This window comes from Allorhizobium sp. NPDC080224, assembly GCF_050281005.1.
Lineage (GTDB): Bacteria > Pseudomonadota > Alphaproteobacteria > Rhizobiales > Rhizobiaceae > Allorhizobium.
Window position 1 is genome coordinate 3211233 of the sequence record NZ_JBNNWJ010000001.1, and the last position, 14409, is coordinate 3225641.

A 14409-nucleotide genomic window follows, 5' to 3' on the forward strand; every position below is an offset into this window, starting at 1 on the left:
CCTGTGCTTTCGTGATGTCAGATGATGTGGAGAGATCGAATGCGCGCAGTCTTTGCAGCCGCTGTAGCCGTAAGCCTGACTTCCACGCCCGCGCTGGCGTGTAACTATTTGCCTCTCAGCGATCTGGAGGCGAGAGTGGAGGTGCTTCAGTACTACGTTGAGTGTGTCGTGAGCGAGCAGGAGGAAGCCCGCTCGGCCATGGCCTCACAGATGCTGAGCCAACAGCGGTACATTGATGAACTGGAACGCAAAGTTCGCGAATTGCGTGACGACGTAGACCAACTCAAAGCCGCTTCAGAGACTTACTGAACTGCATCTGCAAAGGCCGGTTTAACCCCGATTTGCAGCGCCGAGCGGAAGCCTGGGAGGGTCCCCCCCGGAACCTGCCGGATGATGGCATTTGCGCCGCTTTCCTTCAGGTCGCCCGTTCCCATCTGCCGGGCGATTTCAACCAGATCCTCAAACATACCGGCAGTCGGACCAAGGATGGCGCCTAGCTTGTTACGGCTGGCATAGCGAGAGGCACCGCCGCTTTGGTCCCCATCACCCGCGAGCACCGAAATGCCCTTGGTTATCCCAACAGGCGAGCCCCATTTTTCCAGCGTGTTGGAGATTTCGAACGGGATAGCCAGGATGCCCGACCGATCGAGCCCGTTGGCGACCCACAAGCCCGGATTTTCCAGCAGCTTGTTTGCCTCTTCCATGTCGCCGCGTTCAGCATACTTCAGGTAACTGATGAGCATACCCATTCCGGTAGCCCATGCCGTCGCCTCGAGCAGTCGGTGCGGTCGCTCCTGGAGCCCGGCAATCAAGATGCGTTGATGCGTGGCGAGCGCGAAGCTCTTGAACTGTGCAATCAACTTGCCCGTGTTGGTCTTCATCCAGAGCGGGTTATCAGCGACGCCCTTGACGATGATGGTGCGGTCAACATCCTTGTTCAGAGCAGCCGCCCAGGCACGCCGCGCGACGTCGTCATCCCACCGCGAAGAGTTGGCGCCCTTGATGCCGCCGTCATCAATGCCGTACCGCTGGAACTGTGACGAGATCCGCGCCGCCATTTGCTCGTCAACGCCGAGGAAGCCCATATAGGCCCGCTCGTATTTGTCGAGCTTGGCGAAATCGATCGCGTTCCCGCGCGTCGCTTCGGTGATGTTCCTCAAGATCCGGTTTTGCGTCATGACCGCCGAGACAGTGCGCAGCGTGTCATTCCACAGAGCCAGGCCCGTGGCCTTTGAAAACAGGTTAGAGGCATTGGAGAGGAAGCGCTCATAGGGCGAGCCCATGCGGTAAGGGTCCTGCAGCTCGGAGAGCGTGGCAAGGCGTGACTGCAGCACGCGGTCAACGACAACGCCCAGGTCTTGGGCTTCCTGTCTGGAGAGCTTCGCAGCCTTTGTGCCTTTGACCAGCGCCGGCAAGCCCTCACGCATCGCGGCGCGCACGCCATGCTTGCCGATAATGTTGGCGGTATCGGTGATGCTCGTCAGGAGAACGCCGCCCATAAGGCGCACATAGTTGAAGGTCAAAGCCGTGCGCGTAATCTTGCTCCAGCTGGTGCCCTCGTCGGAAGCCCGATAGGTTCCCCGGATCATGTCCCGGAATGCCTTCAGGTTCGTCATGTCCCGCTTTTCGGCAGCATCCAGCTTCAAGCGCTCTTCCGGGGTTTTCGCGGCCTTGCGCAGCGCGTCATATTCAGCGGTGATTTCTTCGAGCTGGTCGCGCATATCGGCCCGCCCGAACTTTTGGGCTAGCTCGACTTCAGCGCCCATTGTCCGGGCATAGCGCCGCAAGACCAGTTCCATGTCATTTTCTAGGAAGTCTTCCACCTGGTCGTCAGCAATGTTGAAGACGCGGTCTTTGAGCGGGCCACGAGTGACAGGGACAAGCCATTCAGGGACATCACCCACGCCGCGACCGGTCAGATTGTTGAACACAGACGTAACGATTTCTTCGATATAGTCCGCGCGGTCTTCCGGGCTGACAAAGTCCGGGATTTCCTGCTTTTGCTTCGGCAGCATCGGCTTGAGCTTTTCGGATTTAGCCCGCGCCTTGTTTACCCGCGCGCCAATCTCCCGCATCTCGATATCAAGCCGGTTCATTTCGGCTTCCAGCTCAGGCGTCAACCGCCCTTCACTGTCCACCTGACGGAGCTTTTCATAACGCTTGTTTGCGGTCACCTGATCATATCGAGCCTTGCCGAAGTCCCGACGAGCCTTGGCATAATCGACCATTCGCGAGACAGCAGGCGAAGCATTGGTCAGCCCATCCGAGGCGTTTATCTCGTCTTCCAACGCGCGCAGTTCTGCAGCGAGCTTGCGTGTCTCAGCGTCGGAGATGATCCGTTCGTTCGTGATTGCGTCCGTGACCTTGTCGAACTCTTCCAGCTCTTGATTGAGCTTGGCAATTTGCGCGTCCGTTTCGTCCAAGACCTTTTCAGCCTTCAGCGAGTTAGCCAAAAACTCCCGGATTTCCTTGATGGTCGCGTTTTCGTTCAGGCCTAGAGACTTCAGCCAGACGGCAGCGTTTTCGCCCATGGCTTCAGCGTTTGCCATAGCGCCTTCATCGGCGCCGGAGCGAAGCGGGGTTCCCGCAACCTCGGCCCGGATGGCGTCGAGAATGGCGCCCTGGTCCACATAGCCGTTATCATCGACCGGCAGCGTGTCGAACAGGTCGAAGTCTTCGCGGACGATGTTGTCAACCGCGCCCCGCCCGCCACCCTTCTTGAACAGGCCAGGGAAGCTTTGCGGCTGAATGCCCATAGCGTTCAATTCACCGGCCAGCGGCGAGCCGATCCGCACGCCGCCACGCTTGCGCAGGAAAGACAGCACCGGAGTTTTCGCGCCCTTGATCCTTTCAGCCGATCGAGCTTCACGCACAAACCGGACGAGATTGTCATTCTCCGAACCTTCACGCAGCGCCTCAAGAACAGGCTTGGGAGCCCGTTCCTTGAGAACATCGAACCGGCGAGCCTCAAGACCCTTGACGCGTCCCAGGATGGCGCCACGGGTCCGCGTGCGCTTTGCCATGCGCTCTTCCAGGTTCGACAGTCTGTCCATTGCCCGCGTCAACTTGTCGTCAACGACGTTGGCGCTGATAATCTTGTTGCCGACCTGGATTTCTTCCTGACGGATGACGGCACGGTCTAGCTCTTTGGCGAAGTAGTCGCGAGCGATCCGGCGGAAGCGCTCTTCCTCCCCAATCAGCCTTTGGCGGTTCCACAAGCGCGTGACATAGCTTGCAGCCGTTGTGGTCTTCACGTCTTCCGGCAGTAGCTCCAGCTCTTTCGCGCGGGCCAAGAGCGGATCAAACACCACGGCGCGCGCCTCTTGTGCCGCCTGCGTCACATACTGGTTGCCGTTTACATCCGTGTCACCGCGTCGCCCGGCATAGGCCACCGCCTTATTGAACTCAGCACGCGAGCCGGTGAACCCCTCTTTCCGGGCTTTCCGGTAGAGATCCGACGAGGACCGCAGCCACTTGGCCACGGCGCCGCGCTCGTAGAGCTTGACCGAGTTTTCAACGTCGGCCCCGAGCGAGCGGCCTTCCATGTTCATGGTCGTGTAAATCGGGTTATCGACAAGGCGCCCGTAGGTTTCCCGCACCTTCACCGAGGGGGAAAGCATGGTCTGGACGCCGGGATTGATCCGAGCTGCAGCGGTTGCCCGCGCGACCAGATCAGCCGCCCGAGGTCCGCCAATGCCCAGATCCGACATATCGATATCATCCGAGGCAGCAGCGCCCGCCGATTGCATACGCTGGACAATCGTTCGCGTGACTTCGGTCGGGTCCGGAACATCATCGGCCAAATCGGCTTCAAGCTGCTTTGACACGCGCGACCATTCGGCACCCGAGAACAGGCGAGAGGCAGCGCCGCCAATGATGCCGCCAAGGATGACAGAGCCACCCACGGCCATAGCGGTTTCCCCCGCCGTTCTCGTCTCTTGTGTGGCCTGCAAAGCCGCTTCCTGGACCGCAGCACCGGCACCGGCAGCAACACCGACAGCGGCAGCGGATCGAGCAACCGAATAGCCGACACGGCCAGAACGGGCCAGAGCGCCCCCAGGGAGCAAGACAGTAGGATCGGCCACACTGGCAACCATCGAGAGCCCAACGCCCGTCCAGCCGCTTGCCTCTAGCGTTTGTTTGTCCTTGCGCTCCTGGTCGATCTGTGCGCGCTTGGCATCCGCCGCCGGCTTGCTGAAGATAGTTTCCCCGAGGGCCGGATTTTCGCGCAGATAATCGGCCATGTCCGCGTCATCGTAGACATTGTACGACGGATCAACCGCCGAGACGTTGCCCGCGTCCATATTGTTTCGGACCAGCGTTGCAGCCGATCCGATGATATTGTCCTGCCGGAAAGCAGCGCCGAGCGTTTCCAGAAAAGACGGATCTGGAGCGTCATAGTCCGAGACAGCAGGGATGCCAACGCCGGGCTGATAATTGATCAATGGCATCAGTTGGCAATCCCCGAATTGATCATGTCGTTAATCTGCTGTTCCGTGGTCATGCCGCCAATTGGCCCGGGATTTGACCTCGCCGCCCCGCGTTCTTCCATCGTGCGTCGCTGCTGGATCTGGTCAACGGCAGTTTCAGCCGCCCGCGCTTTCATCCAGTCAGGCCCGACAGTCTCAGCCAGCGCATTGTCAACCGCCTGCCCTTCCTGGATAGCTTGGGAGCGATTGTCGATCATGCGGGCTTCAGAGCCGGCCAACGCCGCCGCGTTCTCTGCTTCGGCCTTCACCTTGGCTTCTGCAGGATCGGCCACAAACTGACCGTTAAGCCGCTCGATCTGGCCGTCTTTCAAATAAAAGACCTGATAGGAGGCAGGACGGCCGGCGCGGATATCTCGTTCAGTCTCAAGGTCGGGCTGCAAGTAAACTTCATCGGCCTGAATTCCGACCGACTGCAGCGCCTCGCTTGCCTGCGTGCGAATGTACTCATGGGTTCCATCAGGCCCCGGATGATAGGCCTTCTCCGGCGGGTTCTTGACCACGACGTTTCGGCCCATGGAAGAGAAGGACGAGACGCCATAGGAGCGCTGGAAGCGAGCGTCCGCGAACTTCTTCGCCGCCACGGTATCGCCATCAGCGTCAACCAAGCCCTCTTGATAGAGCGCCCGATATTCCGACACCATGACAGCTTCAGCCGCAGGCGTCGGCCCAAGCTTCGGATTGCGACCAAGTCCGAGCGGGCTTGTGTCGAAGCTTGCCGAAATGGTCGAGGCGTCGATTTTCTTAAGCTCTTCCTTGACGGTTTCGCTCTTCAGAAGGGTTTCGCGACGCGCTGCATATTCCGGGTCATTGGCTTTCACCAGCTTGCCCGCCGCCTCTTCTGGCGAATAACCCATATCGCGGGTGTAAGCCCGGTAAAGGTCCATGCGATTGCGCACGGCCTCGGAGCCTTCAAAGGCACGGAAAGCGCCAGGCGCCGCCCGCTCTAGCGCCAGACCGCTTTCCATGGTTGCAGCGAGCGTGCTGGCATCGTTTGACATCGCGCCGTTGCGGAGATCCTGCTGAACCCGCTTCGGAACATAGCCAGTCCGCCCCACGAAATCACGCGTCAGAGCTTCGCGCTCGTCATCCGACTGCGCACCATCTGACAGCCGCTTGTAAGCCCCATCGGCAACCTTCGCCTGCTCAGGATCAAATGGATTAACCGAGACATTGCCCGCGCCCATAGCCCCAAGCATGGCATTGACGGCAGAACTGTCTTTGACCGCCGATCGGAGCGATTTGACCAGTTCGGCTTTCTCGCCATTGTCTAGCACCGGATCGGCAAGGATAACGCTTTCCTTCACCTGTTCCGGCTGCGTGGCGATCAGGAGACTGTAATTGTCCTTGGTTGCGGCTCGTTCGCGGGTGACCTGTTGGCTGTACTGAGTTTCGCCCCAGGCCGCGAGCTGTTCCCGTCGTTCGAACGGGATGGCGTCTAGGTCAGGATCGCCGGGCGCCGGAGTATAGGAGCCCCCAAGAAGAGCCGCCGCTTTCTTCTTGTGGCCTTCCATCTGAAACATGACCTTGTCAGCCACAGTGCCCGGCGCGCCGCCGGCCTTGTGGTCCGATCGGTCATAACGGCCAGGAGCCCCGGCGTTCACTGCCGAATAGATATCGATCAGGCCCATACCCGGTTTGACACCAGCATCAAGCAGGTAGCGGCCAGCCGCTGCGACTTGCTGCTCAATCGGCATGTCCTGCGTCACGCCATACTTTGCGGCTTGAGGTTCACCCCACTGGATAAGGCCGCGATGCGTGCCCCATTTGGTCGTTGGCCCCTTGATCCATGGGTCAAACGTGCCGCCGGTTTCGTATGACATGACCGTGGCGAGGTCGAGCGGATCAATCCCGAGCTGCTGCGCGGTCTGCTGGATTGCCGAGGACAGGCCCGTCGCGTCGACCTTCACGCCTTTGATATCGCGAATAGCCGTTTGCGGGTCTTGCTGATATTTCCACTGCCATTTGCTTTCGGCTGCGTCCGCTTCCCACTGTTGGCGGCGCTCTGCCTTCCACGGTTCCGGCATGTCAGCCGAGTTGATGGCTTCCAGCCCCTGTCGCTTCAGATCATCGAAGTTCGCAGCGTTGCTTTTGATCTGCGTCCGGTATGTATCCAAGTTCCCGTTTGTCGTGCGGTCGTAATAGTTCGTCTTCGCCTGCGTCTCGTAGGCGTTGGCCTTTTCGAACAGCGAGTTACCGCGCGACAGAATATTGTTGAGGTAGTTGGTCTGGGCGTCGGGAGACAGCCCCTGGAAGTTCTGCTTCGCGAAGTCGTTCGCACGCTGCTGATAGCCTTCCATGAATTGCCGCGTGAAGCCGATCCCGCTTTCGCTGCTTTCTTCTCGAGCTTTGAGAAAACGCTGCTCCTCTTCCGCCTGGAAGCGCGTGAGCGCGGTTGAAACGTCGTTGGACCGACTATTCATCAAGTCCTTCTGTTCGCGTTCCTGAAGCGCCTGGAGGCTGTAGCCGGCCTGTACGATCGATTGGCCAAGCCCCTGCATCGCCTGCCCCACCATCGGCGTGGGACCAGACGGCGCGACCCGACCAGAGCGCGGGTTAGAGAAACCGACATCGCGGGAAGTTGGGATGGTCACCATCTATCAGATCACCCGTAAGGCATAGCGACGGAAGACCCGCCGGCTTTCGGCTTCATGGAAGACTGGCCGAAGCGGTCAAACATTGAGGACACGCCACTGAAAAGGTTGGACATGGCATTCAGCCGGGCTTTACGCATGGCTGCGCCTGCGTCGTACCCCGCAACCTTGGCCGCGTCGTTGTAGCCCCTCGCCTGCTGCTCACCCTTGTAAAGGTCTGTTTGGCTGGCAAGCGTCACCTGCTCTTTGGTGTCGTCCATCAGATCGATCACGGACGGGTCAGTCAGATTGCCACCCGATCCGGCAAGCGCCGCCCGCTGCTGCGACATGAGCAACCGGCCTTCCCGGTTGCGTGCAATGGCCTCGCGCTGGCTTGCAGCTTGCGCTTCGTCCGCCTGCTGCTCATTCACCTTTTTCTGATATTCGAAGCGCGCTTTTTCCTCGCGGCCCTGCTCCATCGCCCCGGCGACGGAAAGTATAGTTCCGCCCACGGTCGCGATGGCGCTAACTGCGGTCAGTACCGGTGCTAATTGCGGCATACCCAAACCCTCATTCCTTGGAATTCCTCGTCTGTCGGCTCAAAGCCCAGCCGTTCCATCAGTTCTTTGGCGCGCGGGATATCCGTCTGGCATGCCGCCTTGATGGTAAGGGCGCCCTTGCTCTTGGCTTCGGAAAGTGCGCCGAGGATATGCCGGTAGAGCGATGGACGCCGAACACCCACAGGAAGGTCAAGGAAGCCGTGCCAGACCCCGTCGCCCATATCGATCAGGCAACCGAACGCGGCGAGCTTCCTGCGCTTCCAAAGGCCTTTACCGACCCAATCAGACGTAACTTGAACACCGCCGTAAAATCGGGCGAAATCTTCGTCATCGGCGCTTCGGATCTCAGCCATTCGTCTGCACATCCATGACAAGAGAGGCAGCAGTGAAGGGATACGGCGCACGGGCCTCGAGGCACAAACGGCTGTCAGTGTTCCAGTCGCTGGAAACGCTCATCATGTCCGCGTCAAAGCTCTCCCAGAGCGTGTTTGCCGGGATGGCTTTGTCGTCCTTCGTCGTCGTCAGGCGCCGCAACTCATCAAAGTCCCGACCGACGCGCAAGCCGTCTAGCATCGTGTTGATCAGATAAAGGCCGAGCTGCGAAACGCGCTTTTTCTTGAAAAGAGCCGTCCCGTTCGCCGCCCCATATGCCAGCTTCGTGGACTTCCAGCGCCCGACATACGGCAGGCCAATGACAACGCGGTTGCCGAGGCTTTGCGCCGGCAGAACGACTTGACCGCTAGTCACCGTATAAAGGTTATCCTGATCATGCAGCGCCACGCCGTTGGCCCAAACGACGACATCTAGCCCGTCGAGGTGAGGAACGGAAAATGCCGTCTGACCACTGGTCGCCGTGAAGCGAGAGAAGCCGTCAGCCAGGCAGTTGAGCGCACCGCCCCGACAGTCCTTGAGATCCGCCAGGCGTTCAATCCGCTGTGTCCCATTGCGGACCACGGCGAAGTAGACGTTATCCTGACCCGCGCCACGGCAGGCAATGACCTGCTTGAATTGTCCGTCGGTCAGGACCCGAGACCAAGCGATGACCTTTTCAACAGGGCGATAGGTCAGCGCGCGCGCTTCGCCATTCTCCAGGATGAACCACACCACACTGTCAGGGCGGCGTTGCACCGCAATGCTGACCACTGGCGACCCGTCGCAAATGCGTTCGTGCATCTGCGTGAGATCCATCGCGCCGTAATCAAGCGTCCCAGCATCGGGGGACAGAGAGAAAACAGCCGTGCCGCTTGCCTGAACGAATATCCCGTCCTTGTCGCACTTGACCGCGCGAAGGTCATACCCGCCTTGCGTGGAACCTTCCACCGGGAACCAGCTCGCAGCAGTCAACGGCTCGTCAAAGCTTGATGACTTCACGGATACTTCAGAACCATCCGTCCCTGCGATCAGGCGCTGAAGCCCGAGAAGCCACAAAATGCCGCGATCCGTGCCAGACCCGACCGAGCGATAGATCGGCGCGCTATCGCCTTCCACTTCGTTGTCAAAGCTCTTGTATGCATCCGGCACTGAACCATGGATGAAGTCACCCTTGGCCCAATAGAGCCTCCCGCCGAACGTCTCGACCGCCCAGGGCCAGCCGTCATGATCGGACCACGTTGAATAGTCCCATTCGAAGGAGGACGTCAGGTTATAGAAGCGCGACAGAACCTCAATGCTGACCGAGGTGGCGCTGTTAAAGCCGGTAACCCTTGCAACCCCAGTTGCACTTCCACCAGCGTAGGCGAGTGTCGCGGTTACAGATCCGTTCGTGAACGAGGTGCAGACAAACCGGAAGTATTTGACGACGTTGTTGTCCGTGTCCTGGTAGACAAAACTGGTAGTCGTATTGGTGTAGGTCGCCACAGTAGACCACGACCCCGGAGAGCCGCCGCTATCAAGCGCCACCTGCAATGAAACGGACGCCGTGAATGAGCCCGTCACTGAGACGCTGAACCAGCGATCCGCACCAACGCCTGCGATACGGATGAAGGCACCCTGAGCCGGAGCCGATGTGAAGATTTCCTGGACTGATTGCCCGCTCTGCACAATACGGAAGAGGCGTCCCACCATGCCGGCTGTGAAATACGCCCGGCTTGCGGTCAGGGAACCGTTGCCAGTGTAGACACTGTTGGTGAGCGCAACAGTGCCGTCCGAAGTGATAAAGGGGCCGTCGTCCACCTTGTAGCGCTGAACGCTCCAGCTTGTGTTCGATCGGCGCATGATCTGCCGCTGCTGGTAGACGCGAGAAGCCACATAGATGACGTCGATATTCTGTTTGTACCTGATGAGCTCGGGCAGATCTGCAGAGGTCCAGGGCGTTGGTAAGATGACAATGCCCGCGCCCTCTATCTGGCAACTATCAATCAGAACCTGCCGAGGCACGTCAGCAATTAGCTGCAGGAAGACGCTGGACGTAGTAGGCGTGAAGGCGAGCGAGTGAACCCCATCGTCAAGGATCTGCTGCGAAAGCACATCCTCGCCGCCGCTACTTGAGCCGATACGGACAAGAACCGGACCGCGAGTGACGACCACCCTCAGACCGTGTTCTTTTCCTTGATCACCCCCGGAGACCGAGAAAGTCTGGCGAGCTTCTGCGCGCGCCTGCGTGGTGCCCGTCAGGACCAGATTTCCGCCGGAAACCGTTGCACTAGCGCCGCCACCACTCGCATCAGTCCAGCCGGTGAAAGAGGAGAAAGCGCCGTTGGTGATCGATGTTGAAACCGAGACACGCGAGACAAAGGCGTTGTCCCGCATGATCCGCATTTCGCCATTCGACAAAACCGGCACCAAGACGGAGCCGTCACCGCCAGAAAACGAGTATTCCAGCGGCATCGTATTCCCGAGGTCGATATCAGAGATGTGCTCAAGCCCTGGCCGCAGCGTCAGAGCGCCAGAAACGCGCGGCAGCGTATTGGAAGCTAGTGCTGCCGCGAACTGCAGGCGCTCCAGATCGAGCCGAGACAGAGCCTCTTCGCCTACCTCGCCACCGTTGAGCGAATAAAGAGGAGCCGATACCCGAGGCATTAGACGTCACCTTCAGAGAACGTGATTTCGCCACCGACAAGCGTTCCGCCATTGCGTCCGCGACCCGTGCCGGTTCCGTGGCGCGCAGCCAGCCAGGAGCCCGTGCCCAAAACCTTGTTGTTCTCGTTGCGCGCGTCGATGCTCTTGGCCTTGTTGCGGGCAATCTCAAGCCGGCGGCGGATCTTCTCTTCCAGCGTGTCGCCAGACGTCAGCTTGCCGCAGGTGTCATAGGCCAGGAGGAGCGCCACATAGCGCCAGAACATCGTCGGCCAGGTCGAGATATTGGCATCCACCATATTGGTCGAGCTGATGTAGCGCAGATAAAGCGTGGGAGTGTTGGCACTCAGTTGCCCGCCCTCGTCCGCATAGTCGTAGAAGCGCGTCGAGAAGTCGGCCCGGTCATTGATAGCCACGGTTCGCAGCCACGTTCCAGGGTAGCTGAACGCATAGTTCCAACCGATCGAAGGCGTCAGCGCGTCATTGGCGGACAAAGCCACAGATGCTTTCGCAAAATTCCAGTCGCCGGAGTTGAACGCCTCTTCCACAGACCCAGCCCAGGCATTCGTGAAGACGTTCACAGCCTCGACGTCGTCGGTCAGTGTGGAAATGGTCGCCTTTTCCAAGTGGACCAGCGCTTGCTTCCAGATTTGCAGCTTTGTCGCCATCGGCTCATTCGCCCTTCAGCAGCTCGGTGTATTTCTCAGCGGCGCGCTCGGCTTCGGCCTTGGTTTCGAAGCCTTTCTCGATCACTTCGCCATTGTGGATGAAACGCCACTTGTGGATTGGTCCGCCGTGGCCGACTTCCACCGGCGACAGTTCGGCCTTCTGGACCTTGGGCGCATTGGCCTCGTCAAACAGACGGATCACGCGGACATCTGCAGACGTTTTTGTCACACGCAGCACTCTCAAGGTGCAATCAAGCTTGTCGTCATCCGACAGGACTTCGATTGTCATTCCCCGGCGCAGGAGGTTGAGGAAGTTGTTGAAATATTCGGGGTGCGTCACGTCTTCCAGCGTCGTTTCAGCAGGGACGAGAGCGGCACAACGACCGATCGAATAGTCAGCTTGCGCAAAACGCGAGCCGGAAAGCTTGGTCTTGTTCATCGTGAGTTACCTCAAAGGGAAAAGGAAAAGGGAGGCGACCACGCAGCCGCCTCCCCGCGTCCATTAGTCGGTATCGGTCGCAGTGACCGCGAGGCCATCTGTCAGGTCGATGCCCTTGGCGCCGGTGCCAGTACCGACATCGATCACCCAGCAGATATGAACCGCCGTGATTGCGCCAGCGAGCGTGCTGGTACGGGTGCGAACCCATACGATATCGCCCTGCTGCATGCCCTTGGTGACGCCATCGCTGACATAGTTGGACGTGTTGACCGTCGCAATTGCGTCAGTCGTGTCCAGGAGCCAGGTATTGCAAACGCCCGGGCCGGAGAGACCGCCGGACAGGAGCTTGAGGCCATCAGATACATAAGCCATCGTTCGGCCTCCTTACGTGAATGCGGCGGTGTCGTCGGTGACGACCTTGATCACGCCGGCCTGTTGCAGGATGGCCGCGCCGTCGTAGAGGGTCGCGCGGTCATACGAATAGTCATCCTCATCGTTGTAGCCGGCAGCGACCTGGACCATGTCGTTCGACACGGCATGACCAAGAGCGCCCTTTGCAAAGATGAAGTTGGATGCAGTCGCCGTGCCCTTGCCCGGCAAGCCGTTGTGCATGATGTGCTTCGCGCCCAGCCAGATTTTCGGGCGGTCGAGAGCAAGGCCGACCAGCGGCTTTTCATCGATGTAGTCAGCCGACTTGAATTCCTGGAACGTCAGGAGACGAGCCCAAGCCTTCGGGGTCCACAGGCAAGTGATTTCGTCGCCGGACATGACATCGGCTTCGAAAAGCTCAGTCAGCGCGTCAACGGTCTTGCCATAGGTGAGGGTCTGAGCCGCGCCGCTGGCGTAGGACGTGGTTGCAGCGGTCAGCGCATCGATGATGGTGAAGTCGATTTCACGCGCGGCAGTCTTTGCCGAGGCGTTCTGCATCGCTTCGCGGAGGTTGGCAGGGGCCGTGAAGACATCGAAGCCCGTGCGGGTTTCCTTCGAATGCTTCTCCTTGAGCGTCACAGGGACGTTGCTGTCCGTGCGGTTGCGCGAGGGGATCAGGCCGTTTGTGCCGCGTTCCGTCATACGGTCAGCGGAACCCTGAACCGAGAAATTGGCCGTGAGGCCGTTGATCATCAGCTCGCGGGTGGTGCAGTCCTTGAGATAGGTTTCGCCGCGCTGAAATGCGACGACCCATTCATCCCGGTACTGCTGTTTCGTAATGACGTAAGCCATCGTAACAGTTCCTCAGATTGATTTTGGGAGGGGTTGCCTTCAGCCGTGGTCAGGGTGCCGGTCGTGGCTTTTGCGGGGTGCCGAGCGTGAGCAAGGGGCCGCTATTCACCGTTTCCGGGGCGTCGCATCAGCTTCGATTGTCGAGAGGTTGCGGGGCCGTCGCCGGGGTGCCGCTGGTTTAGTGTGCCCGATCAAGACCGGGCATTCACCTTTTCAAGTTGTGAATAGATCCGTGTGAGCTTCGACTGAACATCGTCAGACTTGAACTTTTCGGGATCTGAAACGCGGAGCTGGAGAAGCTCAGTCTTCTGCTGCTCCAATGTCTTGCCGGTCGCTTCACCGTCGCCGGTAAAGATGGCCGTCGAGCCGAAGTAGTCGCCGCCCAGATCGGCCATCATCTTCACAAACGGCAAATTGTCCTGGAGGCGTGAGCCATCCATCAGGCGCATTTCCATGAGGGACATGAACCCATCGTCGCCGAGGTGCTGCTTCATGAGCTGTTGAGCGGCGCCGATGTTACCGTCATAGTCACCGCCCCATTCAGCCCGCAGCGTGGCCTGCGTTTCCTTCGCAGTCCTGGCGAGCTGCGCATTCAGCTCTTGAGCTTGGACCGTCGCAAAATCCTGATACCATTCGAGGGCAGCGGCAGCGACCTTCGGCGGCACGTTCTTTTCGTGCATCGCGGCCTTGAAGTCATCGAGGATGGCCGTGTCGTACTCTGAGGCGCCAAAGTCTTCAGCGAACGAAACCGGGTAGGCCGTTGGGTCTTCAGGGATGCCCATGGCTTCCCGGTAGGCCTTGACCTCTTCCGGCGTGGACTTGTCCGTCAACTCAACAGGCTTGCCGCCAGCCTTTGCCGCCTTGTAGGCTTCCCGGAAGCCCTTCGAAATGTCCTCTTCGCTCTTGTAGCGTTCGAGCTGCTTGAGGAATGCAGCGTCACCGCCGGCCAGCTTCTCGCGGAGAGCCTGAAGATCCGCGTCAGAACCGCCAGAGGGAGGCGCTGGAGCGGTTTCAGCACCTGCGACGGGTGCTGGCGTCTCCGAAGCGGGGGGAGCCGCTACAGGGGCCTGCATGTCGGTTGGCTGTGCGCCCGTATCCGGGGCCATGATTGGGTCCGTCATCGTTTCTCACCTGTTAAAATCGAAAGGGAAAAGCTCGTCAGCTTGCGGAGCTGGTGCCCGACATGCTGCTTGCCCGCTGCAAAGGTCGTGTCTCGATCGCCGCCGTGCTCGTGCGGCATCCATGCGAGCCCGCCGAGGCCGGAAATGTGCAGGATCGCGGCGAATGCCCGTTTCTGCTGGTCTTCGTTGGCCGTCCCGGTCGCGACTGCCTGGATAGCCACACAATCAGCCTTGCGGATCTCCAGATCATTGGCCGGTAGTTCATTGTCAGAGCGCACTGTGACGGGTAGCCACGGGCGATAGCGTGGTTTCTTCATGGATCACC

12 protein-coding genes are annotated in these 14409 nt (G+C 59.6%); 1 reads left to right on the forward strand and 11 read right to left on the reverse strand.

Annotation, left to right across the window (positions count from 1 at the left end):
• Positions 1-39 precede the first annotated feature (39 nt).
• A complete protein-coding gene (locus tag ACQKP1_RS15815; protein ID WP_427275980.1) occupies positions 40-309 on the forward strand; it encodes a hypothetical protein in 270 nt (89 codons plus the stop codon).
• Here ACQKP1_RS15815 and ACQKP1_RS15820 read toward each other — a convergent pair.
• From ACQKP1_RS15820 to ACQKP1_RS15870, 11 genes are all read right to left on the reverse strand, one after another.
• Positions 303-4451 carry a hypothetical protein gene (locus ACQKP1_RS15820; RefSeq protein WP_427275981.1) on the reverse strand — a complete coding sequence of 1383 codons (4149 nt, stop codon included), beginning with the start codon at positions 4449-4451 and terminating at the stop codon, positions 303-305. The genes ACQKP1_RS15815 and ACQKP1_RS15820 overlap by 7 nt on opposite strands.
• Positions 4451-7084 carry a hypothetical protein gene (locus tag ACQKP1_RS15825; RefSeq protein ID WP_427275982.1) on the reverse strand — a complete coding sequence of 878 codons (2634 nt, stop codon included), beginning with the start codon at positions 7082-7084 and terminating at the stop codon, positions 4451-4453. The genes ACQKP1_RS15820 and ACQKP1_RS15825 overlap by 1 nt, the downstream gene beginning before the upstream one ends.
• An 8-nt stretch (positions 7085-7092) precedes the next feature.
• Complete coding sequence (locus tag ACQKP1_RS15830; protein WP_427276467.1) at positions 7093-7620, reverse strand: hypothetical protein; 528 nt, start codon at positions 7618-7620, stop codon at positions 7093-7095.
• Positions 7608-7973, reverse strand: coding sequence for a hypothetical protein (locus ACQKP1_RS15835; RefSeq protein WP_427275983.1), 366 nt, complete (start codon positions 7971-7973; stop codon positions 7608-7610). Before ACQKP1_RS15835 ends, ACQKP1_RS15830 begins: the two co-directional genes overlap by 13 nt.
• Positions 7966-10638: a hypothetical protein gene (locus ACQKP1_RS15840; RefSeq protein ID WP_427275984.1), complete on the reverse strand. Its 2673-nt coding sequence runs from the start codon at positions 10636-10638 to the stop codon at positions 7966-7968. The genes ACQKP1_RS15835 and ACQKP1_RS15840 overlap by 8 nt, the downstream gene beginning before the upstream one ends.
• Positions 10638-11303 carry a hypothetical protein gene (locus ACQKP1_RS15845; protein ID WP_427275985.1) on the reverse strand — a complete coding sequence of 222 codons (666 nt, stop codon included), beginning with the start codon at positions 11301-11303 and terminating at the stop codon, positions 10638-10640. The genes ACQKP1_RS15840 and ACQKP1_RS15845 overlap by 1 nt, the downstream gene beginning before the upstream one ends.
• A 4-nt stretch (positions 11304-11307) precedes the next feature.
• Positions 11308-11742, reverse strand: coding sequence for a hypothetical protein (locus tag ACQKP1_RS15850; RefSeq protein WP_427275986.1), 435 nt, complete (start codon positions 11740-11742; stop codon positions 11308-11310).
• Positions 11743-11805: 63 nt separating this feature from the next.
• Entirely contained in the window at positions 11806-12114 is a 309-nt protein-coding gene (locus ACQKP1_RS15855) for a hypothetical protein (RefSeq protein ID WP_427275987.1), read from the reverse strand.
• Between the two features lie 12 nt (positions 12115-12126).
• Entirely contained in the window at positions 12127-12963 is an 837-nt protein-coding gene (locus tag ACQKP1_RS15860) for a phage capsid protein (RefSeq protein WP_427275988.1), read from the reverse strand.
• A gap of 191 nt (positions 12964-13154) precedes the next feature.
• Complete coding sequence (locus ACQKP1_RS15865) at positions 13155-14084, reverse strand: hypothetical protein (RefSeq protein ID WP_427275989.1); 930 nt, start codon at positions 14082-14084, stop codon at positions 13155-13157.
• Positions 14081-14401 (reverse strand): hypothetical protein, encoded by a 321-nt coding sequence (locus ACQKP1_RS15870; protein ID WP_427275990.1) that lies wholly within the window; start codon positions 14399-14401, stop codon positions 14081-14083. Before ACQKP1_RS15870 ends, ACQKP1_RS15865 begins: the two co-directional genes overlap by 4 nt.
• Positions 14402-14409 lie beyond the last annotated feature (8 nt).

Bases quoted from the DNA above. Each gene is read 5' to 3' on its own strand.
- ACQKP1_RS15815 (WP_427275980.1), top strand. From the start codon at position 40: ATGCGCGCAGTCTTTGCAGCCGCTGTAGCCGTAAGCCTGACTTCCACG.
- ACQKP1_RS15820 (WP_427275981.1), bottom strand. From the start codon at position 4,451: ATGCCATTGATCAATTATCAGCCCGGCGTTGGCATCCCTGCTGTCTCG.
- ACQKP1_RS15825 (WP_427275982.1), bottom strand. From the start codon at position 7,084: ATGGTGACCATCCCAACTTCCCGCGATGTCGGTTTCTCTAACCCGCGC.
- ACQKP1_RS15830 (WP_427276467.1), bottom strand. From the start codon at position 7,620: ATGCCGCAATTAGCACCGGTACTGACCGCAGTTAGCGCCATCGCGACC.
- ACQKP1_RS15835 (WP_427275983.1), bottom strand. From the start codon at position 7,973: ATGGCTGAGATCCGAAGCGCCGATGACGAAGATTTCGCCCGATTTTAC.
- ACQKP1_RS15840 (WP_427275984.1), bottom strand. From the start codon at position 10,638: ATGCCTCGGGTATCGGCTCCTCTTTATTCGCTCAACGGTGGCGAGGTA.
- ACQKP1_RS15845 (WP_427275985.1), bottom strand. From the start codon at position 11,303: ATGGCGACAAAGCTGCAAATCTGGAAGCAAGCGCTGGTCCACTTGGAA.
- ACQKP1_RS15850 (WP_427275986.1), bottom strand. From the start codon at position 11,742: ATGAACAAGACCAAGCTTTCCGGCTCGCGTTTTGCGCAAGCTGACTAT.
- ACQKP1_RS15855 (WP_427275987.1), bottom strand. From the start codon at position 12,114: ATGGCTTATGTATCTGATGGCCTCAAGCTCCTGTCCGGCGGTCTCTCC.
- ACQKP1_RS15860 (WP_427275988.1), bottom strand. From the start codon at position 12,963: ATGGCTTACGTCATTACGAAACAGCAGTACCGGGATGAATGGGTCGTC.
- ACQKP1_RS15865 (WP_427275989.1), bottom strand. From the start codon at position 14,084: ATGACGGACCCAATCATGGCCCCGGATACGGGCGCACAGCCAACCGAC.
- ACQKP1_RS15870 (WP_427275990.1), bottom strand. From the start codon at position 14,401: ATGAAGAAACCACGCTATCGCCCGTGGCTACCCGTCACAGTGCGCTCT.